Annotated in this window: 16 protein-coding genes, 9 tRNA genes and 1 other annotated feature; all 25 genes read right to left on the minus strand. The window is 34.6% G+C overall.

All coding sequences use genetic code 11. The features are described 5' to 3' along the window. Window positions 1-11: 11 nt before the first annotated feature. The 25 genes from PBV87_RS14570 to PBV87_RS14690 all read right to left on the minus strand — a co-directional run bounded on the left by PBV87_RS14570 (window position 12) and on the right by PBV87_RS14690 (window position 18,653). Window positions 12-84, minus strand: a tRNA-Val gene (locus PBV87_RS14570). Between the two features lie 8 nt (window positions 85-92). Then, window positions 93-166: transfer RNA gene (locus tag PBV87_RS14575), tRNA-Asp, on the minus strand. Between the two features lie 27 nt (window positions 167-193). Then, window positions 194-266 (minus strand) — tRNA-Ala (locus tag PBV87_RS14580). A 25-nt stretch (window positions 267-291) separates the two neighbouring features. Then, window positions 292-362 (minus strand) — tRNA-Trp (locus tag PBV87_RS14585). Between the two features lie 7 nt (window positions 363-369). Further along, window positions 370-441, minus strand: a tRNA-Asn gene (locus PBV87_RS14590). 117 nt (window positions 442-558) lie between these two features. After that, window positions 559-1,449 (minus strand): CPBP family intramembrane glutamic endopeptidase, encoded by an 891-nt coding sequence (locus tag PBV87_RS22930; protein ID WP_271012738.1) that lies wholly within the window; start codon window positions 1,447-1,449, stop codon window positions 559-561. Window positions 1,450-1,632: 183 nt separating this feature from the next. Further along, window positions 1,633-2,841, minus strand: coding sequence for a tyrosine--tRNA ligase (gene tyrS / locus PBV87_RS14600; RefSeq protein WP_053985762.1), 1,209 nt, complete (start codon window positions 2,839-2,841; stop codon window positions 1,633-1,635). Between the two features lie 121 nt (window positions 2,842-2,962). Then, window positions 2,963-3,223 (minus strand) — a binding site (T-box leader). Window positions 3,224-3,430: 207 nt separating this feature from the next. Further along, window positions 3,431-3,504, minus strand: a tRNA-Met gene (locus PBV87_RS14605). 18 nt (window positions 3,505-3,522) lie between these two features. Then, window positions 3,523-3,595: transfer RNA gene (locus tag PBV87_RS14610), tRNA-Val, on the minus strand. 8 nt (window positions 3,596-3,603) lie between these two features. Further along, window positions 3,604-3,677 (minus strand) — tRNA-Asp (locus PBV87_RS14615). 24 nt (window positions 3,678-3,701) lie between these two features. After that, window positions 3,702-3,774, minus strand: a tRNA-Ala gene (locus tag PBV87_RS14620). Between the two features lie 239 nt (window positions 3,775-4,013). After that, on the minus strand, window positions 4,014-4,700 hold the full coding sequence (locus tag PBV87_RS14625) for a MerR family transcriptional regulator (RefSeq protein WP_271012739.1): 687 nt from the start codon (window positions 4,698-4,700) through the stop codon (window positions 4,014-4,016). 73 nt (window positions 4,701-4,773) lie between these two features. Next, window positions 4,774-5,700 (minus strand): pectinesterase family protein, encoded by a 927-nt coding sequence (locus tag PBV87_RS14630; protein WP_271012740.1) that lies wholly within the window; start codon window positions 5,698-5,700, stop codon window positions 4,774-4,776. Further along, complete coding sequence (locus PBV87_RS14635) at window positions 5,691-6,512, minus strand: sugar phosphate isomerase/epimerase family protein (protein WP_271012741.1); 822 nt, start codon at window positions 6,510-6,512, stop codon at window positions 5,691-5,693. The genes PBV87_RS14630 and PBV87_RS14635 overlap by 10 nt, the downstream gene beginning before the upstream one ends. Then, window positions 6,484-7,908 (minus strand): MATE family efflux transporter, encoded by a 1,425-nt coding sequence (locus PBV87_RS14640; RefSeq protein ID WP_271012742.1) that lies wholly within the window; start codon window positions 7,906-7,908, stop codon window positions 6,484-6,486. The genes PBV87_RS14635 and PBV87_RS14640 overlap by 29 nt, the downstream gene beginning before the upstream one ends. Continuing rightward, window positions 7,901-9,049, minus strand: a complete 1,149-nt coding sequence (locus PBV87_RS14645) for a glycoside hydrolase family 88/105 protein (protein WP_271012743.1) — start codon at window positions 9,047-9,049, stop codon at window positions 7,901-7,903. Before PBV87_RS14645 ends, PBV87_RS14640 begins: the two co-directional genes overlap by 8 nt. Window positions 9,050-9,052: 3 nt before the next feature. Continuing rightward, window positions 9,053-10,606, minus strand: coding sequence for a glycoside hydrolase family 28 protein (locus tag PBV87_RS14650; protein ID WP_271012744.1), 1,554 nt, complete (start codon window positions 10,604-10,606; stop codon window positions 9,053-9,055). A 31-nt stretch (window positions 10,607-10,637) separates the two neighbouring features. Then, a complete protein-coding gene (locus PBV87_RS14655; RefSeq protein ID WP_271012745.1) occupies window positions 10,638-11,255 on the minus strand; it encodes a YesL family protein in 618 nt (205 codons plus the stop codon). A 17-nt stretch (window positions 11,256-11,272) separates the two neighbouring features. Then, window positions 11,273-12,130: a carbohydrate ABC transporter permease gene (locus tag PBV87_RS14660; protein ID WP_271012746.1), complete on the minus strand. Its 858-nt coding sequence runs from the start codon at window positions 12,128-12,130 to the stop codon at window positions 11,273-11,275. Continuing rightward, window positions 12,130-13,074 carry a carbohydrate ABC transporter permease gene (locus PBV87_RS14665; RefSeq protein WP_416388426.1) on the minus strand — a complete coding sequence of 315 codons (945 nt, stop codon included), beginning with the start codon at window positions 13,072-13,074 and terminating at the stop codon, window positions 12,130-12,132. The genes PBV87_RS14660 and PBV87_RS14665 overlap by 1 nt, the downstream gene beginning before the upstream one ends. 83 nt (window positions 13,075-13,157) lie before the next feature. Then, the gene (locus PBV87_RS14670) at window positions 13,158-14,534 is read right to left on the minus strand and encodes an ABC transporter substrate-binding protein (RefSeq protein ID WP_271012747.1); all 1,377 of its coding nucleotides are present in this window, start codon (window positions 14,532-14,534) and stop codon (window positions 13,158-13,160) included. Window positions 14,535-14,571: 37 nt separating this feature from the next. Then, window positions 14,572-15,522, minus strand: coding sequence for a sugar kinase (locus tag PBV87_RS14675; RefSeq protein ID WP_271012748.1), 951 nt, complete (start codon window positions 15,520-15,522; stop codon window positions 14,572-14,574). A gap of 12 nt (window positions 15,523-15,534) precedes the next feature. After that, window positions 15,535-16,935, minus strand: a complete 1,401-nt coding sequence (uxaC, locus tag PBV87_RS14680) for a glucuronate isomerase (protein WP_271012749.1) — start codon at window positions 16,933-16,935, stop codon at window positions 15,535-15,537. Window positions 16,936-16,955: 20 nt separating this feature from the next. Beyond that, window positions 16,956-17,951, minus strand: coding sequence for a LacI family DNA-binding transcriptional regulator (locus PBV87_RS14685; RefSeq protein WP_271012750.1), 996 nt, complete (start codon window positions 17,949-17,951; stop codon window positions 16,956-16,958). A gap of 54 nt (window positions 17,952-18,005) precedes the next feature. After that, window positions 18,006-18,653 (minus strand): bifunctional 4-hydroxy-2-oxoglutarate aldolase/2-dehydro-3-deoxy-phosphogluconate aldolase, encoded by a 648-nt coding sequence (locus PBV87_RS14690; RefSeq protein ID WP_271012751.1) that lies wholly within the window; start codon window positions 18,651-18,653, stop codon window positions 18,006-18,008. Between the last annotated feature and the right edge of the window lie 38 nt (window positions 18,654-18,691).

An 18,691-nucleotide genomic window follows, 5' to 3' on the forward strand; every position in this document is an offset into this window, starting at 1 on the left:
TTAAATAAACATGGTCGCTATAGGGCTCGAACCTATGACCCCCTGCTTGTAAGGCAGGTGCTCTCCCAGCTGAGCTAAGCGACCACATTAAACGACCCAGAAGGGACTCGAACCCTCGACCTCCGCCGTGACAGGGCGGCGTGCTAACCAACTGTACCACTGGGCCAATCGTTTTATTATCCTGTTTGGATAGTGGAGACGAAGGGGTTCGAACCCTTGACCCCCTGCGTGCAAGGCAGGTGCTCTCCCAGCTGAGCTACGCCCCCAAAAGGAATGTCAGCTCAGCCATAACAGGGGCAGAAGGAATCGAACCCTCCTCTGGAGTTTTGGAGACTCTTATTCTACCGATGAACTATGCCCCTATATAAGCTCCCCGAGTAGGGTTCGAACCTACGACCCTTCGGTTAACAGCCGAATGCTCTGCCGCTGAGCTATCGAGGAATGTTTGCCTCACTGACAAGATTTATTCTACATCATCCATTGACACTTGTCAACGCTAAAATATATTTTTTTATAAGAAATTTTTAAGCTAGTTTAAGTTTCTATTAAAACCCTTGATTACTCAAGGGTTTTAGTCATTTCCACTCCTACTTTATTCTTAATTCCTACCCTATTTATACTATATATTCCTATACCAATACATCCTACACCTAATATCATAAGTATTAGGATAACAGAATAAAAAACACCATTCTCCCCCATATTCATATAGGTACATAAACACGAAATACAATTATTTACAATATGAATGATCACACCACTCCATATAGAGCCTGTACGATATACCACATAGCCACACACAATACCTATTAGTGTAGCATATACAACTTGAATACCATTCATATGAACTAAACCAAAAATTAATCCTTGAACTACAATTGCGATTGCTATATCAAAGTTCTTTTTTAAAGCTTGAAAAATAATGCCTCTAAATAGAACTTCTTCTATAAAAGGTGCTATAATGCCTACAATCATTATTCCTATCGCAAAAGGCATTTCTTTTATTATACTTGAAACATCTTGAAGGGCTGCATAACTTAACCTAAATAACTCTATATTCCCTAAAATTTCTACTACTCCTATATTAAAAGCATATACCCCTATCCCAATAAGCACACTTAGTCCAACAATCTTAGTATTTATTTTTTTAATCCATATTTTATCTCTTAACTTCTGCTTACGGCATTTAGCCACTAACCATATGATTCCTAGCACCATAAGGTCACAAATTAGAACAACATAAAATGTATAGGGTTTTACCATTTCTAATATCATTTGGCTAAATACTTCTCCACTATTCATGAGTTCATAATAGGCACTTTCTTCCATACCTATTGCTACATTTACAAGTGCAACTACCTGAATAATAAAATTAATACCCAATTGAATACCTAAGTAAACCATCAAATACCCAAAAACTGTACCAATGCTTTTTGCTTTTTCCTTCACTATATTCCCCCTACTTTCTTTATTACACTTATACTCGCATTAACTCCATATAATCCTTTCGCCGTCCAACTACCATTATATACCAAAATTATTTTTACGACTATTTCAAATTATTCATTTACTCAAAAATAAAAAGCAATCTAAGTTTTTAACTTTCCCTAGATTGCTTCTCATCTTAGTTTGTTATTTAATAAGTTTTACAAATTTTTTCTTTCCTATTTTCAAAATATCTCCCGATTGAATAGACCTACTAAGGTCCACTACTTCTTCTTGATTAAGTTGTACACCTTTTTGTTTTACAATACGTCTTAGTTCACTACTACTTGGAACAAATCCTGCTTCTACTAAACTTGATACTATATCTAGTAATGTATTTGACTCTTTCCCTATTTGAAGCTCTGGTAAATCTGTAGGAATAGCCTTTTTACTAAATGCTTCTTCGTAGTATCTGATAGCACCCTCTACCTCTTCTCTTGAATGGTATAAGCCCGTAATAATACGTGCTAATTCTAATTTAATATCTCTTGGATTTTCCCCATTGGATAATGCTTGTTTAATTTCATCAATACGGTCTGGATGTTCATCTGTTGCTAGTTCAAAGTATTTGATAATGAGTTCATCTGGTACTTCCATCACTTTTTTAAACATAATGTTTGCAGGTTCACTCACACCGATGTAATTCCCAAGACTTTTACTCATTTTCTCTATACCATCTAGTCCCTCTAGTATTGGCATAAACATAGCAATTTGCTGTTCCTGTCCCATAGTCTTTTGTAATGTTCTTCCCATGAGAATATTGAATGTTTGGTCTGTTCCTCCAAGTTCAATATCTGCTTCTAATTCTACTGAATCGTAAGCTTGCATAAGAGGGTAGAAAAATTCATGAATTCCAATAGGCGTATTGTTATTGTAACGTTTTTGGAAGTCATCACGTTCTAAAATACGTGCAACAGTAGTGGTCGCTGCAAGTCTTAATACATCTTCAAAATTCAATTTAGAGAGCCATTCACTATTAAAACGAACCTCTGTCTTATTTTTATCTAATACCTTAAAGATTTGTTCTGCATAAGTTTTTGCATTTGCCTCTACTTGTTCAGTGGTTAAGGCATTTCTACCTTTTGATTTACCTGTAGGATCTCCTATCTTTCCTGTGAAATCCCCAATAACAATAACTGCACGATGACCTAAGTCTTGCATTTGTTTAATTTTGCGTAGAACAACTGCATGGCCTAAGTGAATATCTGGCGCACTTGGATCTAATCCTAACTTAATCGTTAATGGTTTATTTTCCTTTTCTGCCTTGATTAATTTAGCCTCAAGCTCTGCCTCATTTACTAAGGTTTGTACCCCTTTTGTAATAATACGCATTTGTTCCTTTGTAGATTTACTCATATTCAACACTCCTTTTAATTTAAATAGTTTTAAAGTTTGAGTTTAATATAAGCAAGTTCTATAAGACTTAGAAACGCTTTTACGAAAGATAAACATAAAAAAAGCCCACGTCCTTTAAATTTAAAAGGACGAGAGCTACTCTCGCGTTACCACCTTTAGTTTATAGATCATTCACATGATCTACCTCTTCAAGTACGCCCTAACAAGGGATAATACTCTAGCACTATAACGTGTGCAGGAATCCGTCACAGCCTACTTTCCCTCAGGTTTCGGTGTGAAGCTCAAAGATGTATTCATAGCTAGCACGTACATGCACCTCTCATCAACCGGTTACTTTCTGTATGCGTTACTTACTATTACTTGTTCTTATCATCGCTTTTCTTCATCTTATACTCCGAAATATAGTCTTATAACTATAGGTCTTCGTTATGCATCAATTAAATTACAACCATCATATGCCTTAACCAATGAAATGTCAACCCTTTTTTCAACAACACCAAAATAAGCCTTTTCTAACCCCTATCTGCTAATAAGTAGAACTTTATATACAAAAAAGGTAGATACTTTATAAGTATCTACCTTCAAGAAGTAGCGGAAGACGGATTTGAACCGCCGACACCATGGGTATGAACCATGTGCTCTAGCCAACTGAGCTATTCCGCCATATGATGTTTTAAAACATGGTCGCTACAGGGCTCGAACCTATGACCCCCTGCTTGTAAGGCAGGTGCTCTCCCAGCTGAGCTAAGCGACCACATTAAACGACCCAGAAGGGACTCGAACCCTCGACCTCCGCCGTGACAGGGCGGCGTGCTAACCAACTGTACCACTGGGCCAACTTTTGTTATCCTATCGGATAGTGGAGACAAAGGGAATCGAACCCTTGACCCCCTGCGTGCAAGGCAGGTGCTCTCCCAGCTGAGCTATGCCCCCAAAAGTTGTTATTTGCTTCGGTATTACCCGCTGCTGACTTGTATTATTTTGCACTAAAACTAGCTTTATGTCAAGAGGCTTCTTAAAATTTTTAAAGATTTTTTTGTTGCTTTAAAATGTTCATATCTAAAATTAAAAGGCTATGCTCACTCTACGCTTTCTAGAGATCGTTGCATAGCCTCTACTCATCAAATTTACTTTAGTAACTACTTTTAGTTTTTATATCATAATTACCCTATTCATCCCATGTATCTATACATATATACAAATTTAAATCCGAAGCTTGAACTTGTAGCAAAGAATATAGACCATGGAAACTTAAGCATACGGGGTGACTCTAGCATACACAAGTAGCGTTCACCATTGATCTCTACGATAGGTTCCATACCTTCTTTTAAGATCGTTAATTGTTCTTTATTTTTTTCTGCGTATTTACATAGTTCTACTGTAAAATCATGACGATTGATAATGGGTTCATCTGGTTCAAACCATTTTTCACTATTAGGAGGTATAGTTGCTTTAATTCTCGTTAAGAAATCTCCTTTAAGACTTCCAAACTTTCCTCCTCCTTTTTCTAACCTATCTATTTTACTCAAATAATAATTTGCATTTATTAAATTATAATTTGTATCTTTTTCTATTATTTCTTTTGCTATACTTACCCATGAAGATGTTTTAGAATTGCCTTTTTCTTGTAACTTCTGAAGTTGTTGTTCTAGACATTTATTAAGTTGTAAAATACCTTTTTGCATCCACAAAATATCTTTATGCGTAACATCTAACTTTCTCATCAGCTGGATTTTTTTAATGGTATCTACATCTTGTGCCTCATAGTCTTCTTTTTGTTTTAATAAATCTTCTTTTCTTAGAAAAATGATTTCACCTTTTGTAAGATTAGTTTGTTGTGCGAGTTCTTGTATTTTCATGTAAACTCCCTCCCTTTCCTTAACCCTACACCTTCCACCAAGTAGAAAGTCAATACTTTCTTCAACATTCATATCATTTTTCTAAACTTTTTATTGCTTTTTTAATCTTACTTACTTCATCTTGTATTATTTTCACTTCTTCTATTGTTACATATGTTTGAAATAATCTTTTGGTCTCTTGCTCTGGCCATTCTGCAAAAAAATACGTTTTCTTTTTTTCTTGCCAAGGGTCAAAACCTTGCTTATGTATTCCTTTTCCCATAACGCATTCAAAAAACATTGATTTTCCATACCTACGCCATGGTCTACCTAAATATAGGTTTTGTTCTACCTGTGCATCTATTATACACTTGTCAAAGTAAAATCCTAACTCATCTACATTTGTACTTGGTGCTGTTAAAAATCCTATTCTCTCTCCTCTTCCATACAAAATACAATTTGAAAAAATTCCATTGCCACCACCAAATATAAAGTCAATATCTCCTTGTATTTCACAATTTTCATAGAATTGATAACTTTGTATTCTGGGGGTATCTTGCCTTGGTCCTAAAAAGCCATCTACTACTCTTTCTTTATCTGGTAATGGCCCTAAAAATAATGTATCTTGATAAGAAATCAATCTGACATACTTCATATGAACATATTTTGTATACACTGCTGCTGCCACTGCTTGCCCCACTTCATGCCCTTGACCTGCTTGGTTTTCAATAGTCAAATTTTCTACTTTTAAATAGTCTCCATCAAAAAATGCTGTATGACTTCGAAAGGTACCATATTTTTTTCCATCTAAATGAAGTTTAAAAGCACTATCATCCCAAATAATATAGGTTTGGTTCATTCCTCGTCCGATGAGGTGAAGCTTTCTTTTATTACATTCTATTTTTTCTCTATAAATGCCTTCATCTAAAATAAGTGTAAGTGCCTCATCATAATTGGTATACTCTAATGCCTCTGTAATCGTTTGAAATCTTCGTCCTTTGCCTACATAGATTACTGACATAACTTCTTTAAAAACATCGCCTCTTCTTTTCCGTTAAGTACCTCTACTTCTTCACGGATAATATGAAGTGGCTTGCCTAACTCCTTTAGTTTCTTAACTATATAGGGATAGTCTACTACAGAATTTTTAAAGTTCGCTTTCTGTAAAGTTCCTTTTTCATTAATAGTAACACCTTTCATATGTACCACTTCTATCTCATTACCTAATAAATTAAAGGTTTTATCCCATAGATCATGTTGTGTTGACACTTGACTTGCCCTTAATAAATTAACTGCATCAAAAGTAATTTTTAGATATTCACTTTTCATTGTATCAAGAAACTCCCTCGCAAGTTCAGGTGTATTTAAAGTATGATAAAATACAGGTTCCACACACACATAAATCTCTAGCCGTTCTGCCTCTGGTAAAATTTCCTTCATAGATTTACTCAATTGCCTATATGCTTCTTGCCTTGTTGCTTGAGGCTGCTTATGCATAGATGTTGTCTCCGTTGCCACTTTAGAAACACCCATTTTTTTAGCTATATGTATACCTTGTATGAAGTTTTTAACAGCCTCTTTTCTTACTTCTTCATCTATTATTCCAAGTTCCATATATACGCCAAGGGTCTGAATCTCTATACCATTCACATCTAGCGCTACTTTTGTCCGTTCGATTAACTGATCCGTCACATCAAAATAAGAGTTTATGCCTAAAATAGCCTTTTGAAATGCAAGCATCACAGCTTCAAATCCATCTTCTGCAATACGTTTAAACAATACTTCAGGTACATTTCTTCCATAGTCATGTGCTCTGGCTCCTACTTTCAACATATACACTCTCCTTATTCATTTTCTTTTTTATTTGTCTTACAACAATAATACTAACACCAAGCGCTAATATACCAGTTCCTATATTAGATACCATCATAACAATTCCAATGCTTTCTTGCCCATAGTCTGTAAATCTTTGTAGTACCCAAAGAACTGGAATACGTAAAATGAAAATTCTACTAAAATTAATAAGTAAAGTCAGCTTTGTATAACCATAGCCATATAGTAAACTCATTACTGCCGAAAATAGCCCTAACGGAATCAATCCTGTTGCTTCATATTTATAAGTAAGTGCAATCAAATTGGCAAATTCTATATCTTTAGATGCAAACAATCCTGCTATAGGTTGTAAGAACACTAAAGTTATAACATAACCTATAATACCTACAACCATGTTAATAATAGCAAGCTTATAAAAGGCTTCTATTGTTCTTTTGCTATTTCCTGCGCCAAGATTTTGACTAATAATAGCTGCTCCAGCTTCTTGTAAACCATTTTGTGGATTAGTTGTCATACCACCTATATTATTAGAAATTCCTAATGCCCCTACTATTAATGATCCATATATTGTAGACATCCCGTTAACTGCTACTTTTCCAAGTTGGAAGGTAGTTTTCTCTACAATAACTGGTAAACTAATTGAAAGCATTGGTGTTGTAACTTTCTTATTAAAAGCTACTGATTTTAATGAAAACCCAAACACTTCTCCTTTCCCACGATAAAAAATATGATAGATACAAGCGAAAAAGATAACTAAATCACTTATAACAGTTGCTACGGCAATCATTACAATACCCATATTTAGACCATAGACAAACCACGCTGTAAGTGCTAATTTTACAATAATTGAACCTAAATTAAGCCAAAGAATTCTTACTGCATTTCCTCTTGCTCTTTCAATGGCAATATAGGCCGTATTAAACAATAGTAACGTAATATCCACTAACGTTACTGAAAAGTACAATGTCCCTTCACTTATAAAATCATCAGGTGTACCTACTATATGCAAAAAAGAGGATGTAAAGGGAATCATAACCAATAAGCCCATCCCAATACATCCACAAATAATAAACAAACTACTTACTCTTTTACGAACTAACTCATAGTCTCCTGCCCCATATGCTTCACTAATTTTAATAGAACTTCCCATGGCTAAGCCACCACCAATTGAAGAAATCATAAGTGCCAATTGAGACAAGTAAGCAACTGCTGAAACTGTCAGTGGACTAATATGAGCTGCCATCATCGAATCAAGTATTTTAAAAATCTGATTAAGGCCTTGAAATAGAGCAAGCGGTGTTCCAATATATAGAATCACTTGCCATAAGTTATCTTCCAAAATCATTTTACGTTTTTGGGCATCTTTCTGGGAAATGCCTTCTCTTACTTCATCCATTATTTCGCCTCATTATTTCCGTAAAAGCAAGTAATAGTGGTGCTACACCCTTTGCCTCATTTTCTACTACAGGCTCGCTAAAGTAATATGCCAAACTACCATCTCTATGCTCTTTTCCACCAAGACCTGCCACAAGACAAATGCCTCCAAGGACTGGCCGCCCTTCTTCACTGACTTTTAAATATGTCTGTGTCGTACCAAAGAAGGCTTTTTCACCATGTATTTCATAACGTTTAGGTAAAAAACCTAATCTTACTCCCTTTAAAATAGCATAAGCAATCAGCGCTGTACCACTTGTTTCTAAATAGTTTCCTTCTGCTTCTTGCTCGTTAATCACTTGATAAAGCATTCCACTTGTATCTTGATAAGTTAAAATAGCATCAATAGCTTCCTGAAATTGAGCTCGCAGCATACGATACTCATAATAAAGTTGTTCATCTATCGCTTCTAAAGTATCCACCAATGCTACCACAAACCATCCCTGGGCCCTTAGCCAAAAATTTTTACTACAACCTGTTTCGTGATCTGCCCAATACATTTTGCGACTTTCATCATATCCATGATAGTAGAGACCTGTTTTTTCATCTCTCATTCTTTTTCTTACATTCACAAACTGACGATAGGAGTCAAGACATCCTTTTTTTCCATTGTATTTTGTCTCATATTCCATATAAAAAGGCTGCCCCATATAAAGTCCATCTAACCATACTTGATAAGGATAGATTTGCTTATGCCAAAAGTTCCCCTCTTTTGTACGTGGCATCGTATCTAATTGTCTACGAACAGTCTCCATTGCTTTACGGTATTTTTCCTTACCTGTCAGTTCATAGAGGCGAATTAAGTTTTTAGCAGGATTAATATGATCTATATTATACTCTTCTACTTCATATGTACGGATGCTACCATCTTCTTTTACAAAATAATCCATAAATGTATCTGCAAAATCTAAGTACTTTTTATTACTTGTCTGATTATAAAGAGCAAGAATAGCTGTAATCATACATCCATCAATATAATTCCACTTATTCACCTTACCGGAATTTATTTTTTCAATATTCCACATAGGATTTTGTGCATCCGAGTTATCTAACAAAAAATCTATATAATTTTTTAGTAATGTAGTGGTTTGTTGTCTATCCAAAACTTAGACCTCCTCAATTACAGGTACATTTTCAAGGATTAGTCTTTCTCCTTCTTGCCCTGTAATTTTTACATTTTCTAATACAATCTGCTCAACATTTGTAGCAAAAAGCCCTACCTTACTCATTGGATCAATGCCCTCCATCATTGCAGGCATCCCCGGGTTGGCTCCTTCTAGAAAAGAAACTGAAACATTGTGAAGTTCTATACTTTTAATAGGTTGCTCTTTTAAACCATAAAAAAACATGGCTGCGTACTCAGCATCTACACATGCAACATCTTGCAAAAGCAGTTTACCAATTCGTGGTGTCATTTCATCTACCGGCAAAGCTTCTTTACTCGAAACATATTCACTTCTACCGTCAGGATCACAAAAATAATACATGTTGATAACAAATGGTGTTAATACCTTTTCCATACGTACATTTCTATAAACGACCTGATCAACAATGCTCATATTACCTCTTCCACGTCTTGTTTTCACACGTAAACCACGATCTGTATTTCTTATTAAGCATTGTTCAATACATACATCTGTTATACCTGCAGATATCTCACTACCTATAACCACTGCACCATGTCCTCTTTCTAGTAAACAATTACGTATCACTACATTTTTTGTTTGTTTTGGATGAAATTTACCCATATAGTATTTACCACTTTTCAAAGCTATACAATCATCACCCACCGAAATCACAGTGCCTATAATTTGTACATTCTCACAACTTTCTGGATCCATTCCATCAGTATTTGGGCTATTATCAGGATTTTGTACCCTTATATTGAGGATATCAACATTGTCACAATAATAAGGATGTATCGTCCAACATGGACTATTTTTAACTGTAATACCCAATAAGGTCACATGGTTACATCTATTCAAAAATATTGTCTTTGGACGCCATGCTCCTCTACGTACTTTTTCATTTTCCCACCAATCACTTGCATCAGCATTACCATTGATTTCGCCTTCCCCACAAATATTTAAATTTTTTACTCCTACTGCTGTAATCAAGGCAGCATAGCTATCTAATGGGTTTCCTTCCCAACTTCCTAGATTTAAAGAATCTTTAAGCTCATCATCTTCAATCATCCCTGGTAAAATAGGATATCTATAACGCTCTACGCCTCCCAATAGTACTGCATCTTTTTCCAGATAAAGTGTCATATCACTTTTTAAAAATACAGGATAGGTTAAATAGACACCCGCCGGAACATAAACTGTTCCCCCTTCTGGACAACAAGATACTGCCGCTTGTAGTGCTAAAGTACAATCAGTTATACCATCACCTCTTGCCCCAAATAAAGTAATATCTAATACTGCTGCTTCTGCCGTTGTCTCAAATGTGATTGTTACCTTTTCATCTTGGCAATATATAGCTAGCTCATACTTTTTACTTGGTTTTAAATTATATATGGTAAAACAGTTATTGTTATACTCTCCATAAAACTCACCATCAACAAATACTTCAAACATATGATCTGTATAAAAACAGGTCTTACAATCTAATTCAAAAGTGCCACACCGTGCCATAATCTTTATAATCTTAACATTCATATCGCAATTCCTTTTCAACTAAAGTTTCATTCTAATGTACTACTTCTTTTTCCTTAAGTGTTCTATAAAGTGTACGTGCAAGAAATCCTTGAATAAAAGGTGCGACGCCTATAGATAAAAATAGTACATTTGCAAATAAAGTAGACAAATTAAACCATATTGCCAACAACCAAAATATTATTAATTTAAGAGTGGAAAATGGATGTGCATATGCAATATAAAGTGATTTTTGTATAATTTTCATAGCTGATAAATCTTCATACACTGTCAACGCTGCAAATCCATAAATTGCAAGCAATCCCACTGGTACCAGTAGCGCTGTACAAAGTATTGCCATACTTGTTGATATATCCCCTCTCACTACATAATTCCAATAATACAAATTAATAAGAAGCACAACCAAGCTTACACTCAATATCATCATCATACCCGTTCCTCGTTTCCAATGTTTACGAAAATAACTTAGATATAATGTAACTACCGAGTCTTCATTCCCACCTTTTCTAGCCAATGCTACACCATAAAGTGCAGTAGTTGATGCACCTAATGTAATAATAGGTAAGCTGCATAAAAGCCAAATCAGATGTAACACAGTTACATCTGATACTTTTTTCAAGAAAATATAAATAGGCCCATCATAATTAAACATCATTGCTTCCTCCTATTTTAACCTTTAACACCACCAGCAGAAATACCATCTACAAACTGACTTTGTGCCGCAAAGAATACTATAAGTGAAGGAATAATTGAAATGAGTGAAAGGGCTAAAATACGATTCCAATCAAATCCAGCATCAGCATCCATTGATAATTTTACAAAAATAGTAGCTGGTAAGTTTGCAGGTGTCTTAACATAAAGAAGTGGCCCCATAAAGTCATTTGATGACCACATAAATTGAAATAATGCACAAGATACCATTGCAGGACGTAACATAGGTACAATAACTTTCGTCAATATCTTCCAATCATTACAACCATCTATTTTTGCTGCTTCATCAAGGTCCTTAGGAATATTACGTAAAAACTGAATAAGCATGAAAACAAAATATGTATCTACTGCGAATAAGGTTGGCACAATGAGTGGTAGGTATAATGGTGAATTTACCCACCCTAACTTGGTAAACATAGTATATTGAGGTACATTAAGTACAACTTGAGGTAGGAATAAAGTACTAATCATTAGTGAAAACATTAAGTTTTTCCCTTTAAAGTTATAGCGTCCAAATCCATAAGCTACAATTGTAGAGGAAATGACCGTAAAAATCACTTTGGGAATAACGATCTTAAAGGTATTAAGAATCGCTTGCAGAATATTGATATTTCCACCATAGCTCTTCATGGCATTCTTATAGCCTTCAAAAGTAGGATTCTGAGGAATGAGTCCCATATTCGTAAAGATCTCTGTATTATTTTTAAAGGTTGCACTAATCATCCATAGCAATGGATAAATCATAATAATCCCTACAATGATTAATACTGCATAAGAACAAAAAGTAATAAAACGTTTGCTTTTATTTGTAACCATTATTTCTTTCCTCCTTCCTCATCACCATAGTAAACCCAATATTTCTGACTAAAGAATGCAACACCTGATAAAACCATTACACAGATAAATAGTACCCATGCCATTGCACTTGCCATACCCATTTCATAGGTTTTAAATGCACGATTATAAATAAGTAGTGAAACTAATGTTGTAGAGCCTAGTGGTCCACCTTGTGTAATAACAAATGGTCCATTGAACTCTTGAAAAGCTTGAACGAGTTGTGTTATTAAGTTATAGAAAATAACTGGAGTAATCATAGGGATTGTAATAGAAGTGAATTGTTTCCACTTACTCGCTCCGTCAATGGTTCCTGCTTCGTATAAGTCTTCTGGAATCCCTTTTAGTGCAGCTAAGAAAATAACCATGGCTGATCCAAATTGCCAAATTCTTAGTAAGGTGATAACAAACATGGCCCATTTAGGATCACTAAGCCAGTTAGGTCCTTGAACACCAATAACTGCAAGCATTGCATTGATTAATCCATCATCTCTAAATAAAGATTTCCATAATACGGATATAGCAATGGATCCTCCTAAAATTGAAGGAATATAGTATGCTGTACGAAATGCATTAACGAATTTAAGTTTAAAGTTTAAGATGTAGGCAATAAATAATGCCATCATTAATTTAAGTGGTACAGTAAAAAAAGCATATTTAAAAGTTACAATTAGTGATTTACAGATATCTTCATCAGTAAAAATTTGTTTATAATTATCTAATCCCCAACTACTAATTCCTTGAAATAAATGATAATCTGAAAAGCTTAATATTAGTGAAGATACCATAGGATATAATTTAAAAATTAAAAAACCTAAAACCCAAGGTGTAATAAATAGCCAACCCATATACTGACGTTCTATGCTTTTCTTCTTTACTTTTACTGTCTTACCTTGACTTACCTGAGTGTTTGCCTTCATAAGCATACTTCCCCCCTATTTTATTTAAAGCGGTTATGAAGCCGTATTGTATGCTAGATAACCGCTTATGCTACTTCTATTAGTAAAATCTATTTTGCTAAAAATTCATCCACTTGCTTAAGAAGTTCAGCTGCTCCTGTAGCTGTATCCATCTGACCATAACTTACTTTACTCATAATTTTGTAGTAAACACCATCTGGATTGCTTTTAAGTGCATTGTCTTCAAATTTAGGATCTAATGAATATTGGCACCAACTCATAACTTTACCGTTCGCTTCTGCTACATTAGGATCAATTAAATTGCCTGTTTCACATACTGTATAGGCTGCTTTAGAAGCTGGAATACCACGTTCAGAAGCCATAATTGCTGCACCTTCTGCATCATTTAATAAATATTGCATTAACAATGCACATTCTTCAGGATATTTTGTATTGGCATCAATTGCAAATCCCATAGAAACTTTTGTGAATCCACCTTGATATTCACCTAAATCTTTAAAATAATCTCCAACAACAATTTTTGAATCCGGTGTTGCTTTAATAAACTTAGAAGCGGATGTATCCCATTCTAAAATACCTGCATAATTACCCTCTATCCAATTTTGGTTTTTATCTATAGAGTCTGCACCATCTCCTGCAAGTTTTTGGAGTGTTGGAATAACATGTTTTTCTTCCATCTCTGCTAATAAATCAAGCCCCTCTTTTATTTGGTCAGCTGTATAATTTACTTTATTATCTTCAACCCAGTTTTTACCGTATTTACTTTCTAAGAAATATACTAAGAAAATCATACGATCATATTCACCCATTACTAATGGATATGCTTTATCTCCTAGTTTTTCTTGGAATACTGGACCTGCTGCCATAAGGTCTGCTAATGATTTTGGTGTTTCTATACCAGCTTTTTCAAATGTTGATTCATTCCAATAAAATGTACGCCCTGTCATAGCAACTGGCACTGCTTGTAAATTATTACCAACTTTACATTGATTAAGAATAGATTCTTCCCATTGAGATAAATCTAAAATATCACTCACACTATTTAAGTCTAGAAATGTTTGAGCAGTTGAACTATATGAATTTATCCAGTTCCAGTTAATTTGTAATACATCTGGAGCTGTTTTACTCATTAATTGAGTTGCAATGTTTTCTTCCCATCCACTCCATGCACCAAACTCTACCTCAACTTTTATTTTAGGGTATTTTTCCATGAAAGCATCTACAGCCTTTTGTGTCGCTTCATGGCGAGAATCTCCACCCCACCAAGAAAGACGAATCGTTGCATCTCGTTCTCCTGGAGCAGTCTTCTCTTCTTGGGCAGTTGAATCTTCTTTGCTTGCTGTATTACTTGTGTTATTGGTATTACTTGTGTTACTTGTGTTGTTTGTGCTACTTCCACATCCAGCTAATACGCCCATAGACATTGCAGATACTAATAAACCAGCCAAGACTTTTTTCATTTTCATTTTGTAATCCCCCTATAATTTTAATATCATTAAATTTTTAAAACTTTTTATTAGTTTTCATGAAAATTCCTAGTTGCTCTCTTGTTGGTAATCCTTCATTGTCTCCTACATGCATTACTTGGATGCATCCAATGGCTGCACCTCTCTCTGTTGCTTCTTGTAAACTAAGTCCTTCCGCAAAAGCACTGATTATACCTGCCGCAAATCCATCACCTGCCCCAACTGTATCTATAATTTGGTTAGGAAAATATCCTTGTGTTACATAAGTTTGCTCTCCATCTGTAGCAAAAGCACCCTTCTCTCCCAATTTAACAATAATATTTTTCACACCTAATTCTTGATAAAATGCTGAAATTTCTTCTGCTGTTTCAAATCCAGTAAGTAATCTACCTTCTGAAATACCTGGCAATACTGTTGTTGCATATTTTGCAAGTTCATTCAATGTTCTTATCATTACCTCCTTGCTTTCCCATAAAGTCATTCTAATATTAGGGTCATAAGTAACATGTATATTGTTTGCCACAGCTTTTTGCATCAGATACTTTGTTACCTCTAAACAATTATTAGAAAGTGCCGGAAAAATCCCTGTAATATGTAAAATAGCTATATCCGATAAATCAATATTCCTAACATCTTCTATAGAAATAGTGGATGCCGCTGAATTCTTTCTATAATAGTAAACACTTGGATCCCCATCTTGAACTTTTGATTTAAACATAAACCCTGTATTATGAATACTAGAGTACCGAATAAATCCTTCACTTATTTCATTTTTTCTTAAACAACTCAGTACCCAGCTTGAAAATAAATCTCTACCTAATTTTGAATAATATAACACTTCATGTCCCAATCGTTTAACACCTATAGCAACATTTAGTTCTGCCCCTGCAATACTTACATCAAAATTCTTTATACTATCAAGTGTTCCATATTCCGTAGATGTAAGTAAACCCATGGGTTCACCTATTAATAATATTTTTTCCCCCATCCTTAATTACTCCTAAAACTTAAAATAGTTTTTTGCATTATAGTATGATATATTACTCACCAGCTTTTCCAGACCCTTCATATCATTGGGGTATTCTCCATTTTCCACCCACATACCTATAAGATCGCATAAAACTCTTCTAAAATATTCATGTCTTGTATAAGATAGAAAACTTCGTGAATCTGTAAGCATTCCAATAAAATTACCTAATAATCCAAGATTAGCAAGAGAAGTCATTTGTTCCATCATTCCCTGTTTATGATCATTAAACCACCACGCTGAACCTTGTTGAACTTTACCCACAATGCCTCCACCTTGAAAACAACCAATTATTGTTCCAATCACTCCATTATCATTAGGATTTAGGCTATAAATAATCGTTTTGGGTAATTCATCAGTTCGATTTAATATATCTAAAAAGTCTGCCATCTCTGTTGAGGGTGCAAAGTTATTAATACAGTCATATCCTGTATCTGGCCCAAGCGCTTCAAACATCAAAGTGTTATTATTGCGTTTGCACCCATAATGTAATTGCATCACCCATCCTAGCTTGCTATATGCTTTTCCAAAGAAGACCATGCACGCTGTTTTAAATTGTAGTATTTCTTCATCTGAAATACTTTTCCCATTCATACGTTTAAGGAAAATATCATTTATTTCTTGTTCTGATCCCTCTCTATACATGACATAGTCAAGAGCATGATCGGAGACTCTACATCCATTTACATGGAAAAATTCTAAACGTATCTTTAAAGCTTCTTTGAAAGAATTAAAATCCATTATTTCTACACCACTTGCTTTAGTAAGTTGTTTTATATAGGATTCAAATTCCTCTTTTTCAATATTCATTGCCTTATCTGGCCTCCAAGCAGGCAATACCCTTACATTAAAACTTTCATCTTCAGCTATCATTTTGTGCCATTCCAATTGGTCAATAGGATCATCTGTTGTACAAATAACTTCCACATTTGAAATTTCAATTAAATCTCTGACTTTCATTGTGCCACTTTGTAACTTTTGGTTACACAAGTTCCAAACCTCTTCTGCTGTTTCACTATTAAGTATTCCTGTATATCCAAAATATCTTTGTAGTTCAAGATGGCTCCAATGATATAACGGATTTCCTATTGCCTTTTCCAACGTTTCTGCCCACTTTTGAAATTTTTCTCGTTCTGATGCTTGACCAGTAATATAGTATTCCTCTACTCCATTAGAACGCATTTGACGCCATTTATAATGATCTCCACCCAACCAAACTTGTGTAATATTTTCAAATTCAGTATTCATAGCTATTTGCTTTGGATCGATGTGGCAGTGATAATCTACTATGGGTAGTTGCTCAGCATAATTGTGATAAATATCTTGTGCCGTCTTTGTTGTGAGTAGAAAATCTTTATCCATAAACTTTTTCATTTTCCCCCTCCTCTATCTTGTTAAAAATCGGTTGTACCTCTTTGTTTAAGAAAACAAGGAACAACTTTTATATTCTCATTTCCATTACCCTCTAGTACATTCATAAGCATTTTAATCGCACTATCACATACTTCTTGTACCTTATTATCAATACTTGTAAGTTCTGGCTCACAGCACTTTGCAATTAGTGAATTATTATATCCTACAATGTGCAATTGATTAGGCACATCTAATCCTACCTTAGTTGCAAATTTCAACGATGCAACTGCAATAGCATCTTCACAACAAATCATTGCTTCTGGATATTCTCTTACTTCTTGCACTATAAAATCTTTTATTTTTTGAATGTTATCTTCATCAAAAGGAATAAAAAGTTGATTAGGCTTTAAATTATAATTTTTTAATGCATCCTCATATCCTTGCCTTTTTTGCTTACCACTAAATGAATTGGAATCATATAAAAACATAAGATTCTTTTTTCCTTTTTGTATTAACTGTGTACAAAGTTGAAAAACCGCTTGATAATCATCAGCTAAAGAACAATAGATATTTTCTCCCTCTAATTGACCATTGACTAATACAATAGGAACTTTCTTTGCTGCATTATGAATATATTCTTGCTTTGCTACATCTTCTTCAACATAGTTAGAGCCTACTAAAATCACTGCATCTACCTGTTTTGATAATAAAAGGGTCATATATTTTTCTCGTATATCACTCTCATATCCCGTACAACATAATATACAGTCATAGCCAAATTTTCTTAATGATGATTCTAAATGATAAATTGCATTTGCCAAATAAATATCTGATGCATTCGCACACATAATCCCAATAGTTTTCATTGAATTAATTCCCAATCCTCTAGCTAATGCATTAGGAATGTATTCTAACTCTTCTATAGCATCTAATACCTTTTTTCTTGTTTTTTCACTTACACCTTCACTATTATTAATAACTCTCGATACTGTTGCAATTGAAACACCTGCTCTTTTAGAGACATCATAAATGTTCATATATCCTTATCCCTCCTATCTTCATTTGTTAATTTCATCCTCTTGCGTAAACGCTTACATTTTTAGGTTTCTTATTTCATTAACAACTTCTACAGACTTCTCACACAAATGAGTAATTTCATCCCACTTTTTATTTAAAATAAGTTCATCTGTAACCATATAAGAACCACCACATGCTATAATTGCCCTATGAGCTAAGTAAGCCCCTAAATTTTCTAATGAGATACCACCTGTTGGCATAAATTTAACGCTACCAAAAGGTGCACTTAAGGCCTTAATAGTATTTAATCCTCCCGACTGTTCTGCTGGATAGAACTTAATAATACTTAGCCCTTCTTTTATTGCCATTTGAATCTCTGTAGGAGTAATACATCCTGGGAATATAGGTATCCCTTGGCCTTTGCAATACGCAACCACCTCTTGATCAAAACCTGGTGATACAATAAACTTAGCTCCTGCACTGATAGCTTGCTTTGCTTGGTCTGTTGTAAAAATAGTTCCTACGCCTACAAGCATATCTGGAAAACCTTCTCTCATAATCTGAATCCCACGAGCAGCACCTTCTGTCCTAAATGTCACCTCTGCAACAGGTACCCCTCCATCACAAAGTGCTTTTGCTAAGTCATATGCATCTTCTTCAGGCTTCTCAATTTTAATGACTGGAATAATACCTATGTTATAAATTTGCTGTAATAAATCCATACTCCTCTCCTTTTTTGAGCCCATAACCGCTCTAGTTT

Origin of the sequence: Holtiella tumoricola (assembly GCF_027857615.1) — a bacterium.
GTDB lineage: Bacteria > Bacillota > Clostridia > Lachnospirales > Cellulosilyticaceae > Holtiella > Holtiella tumoricola.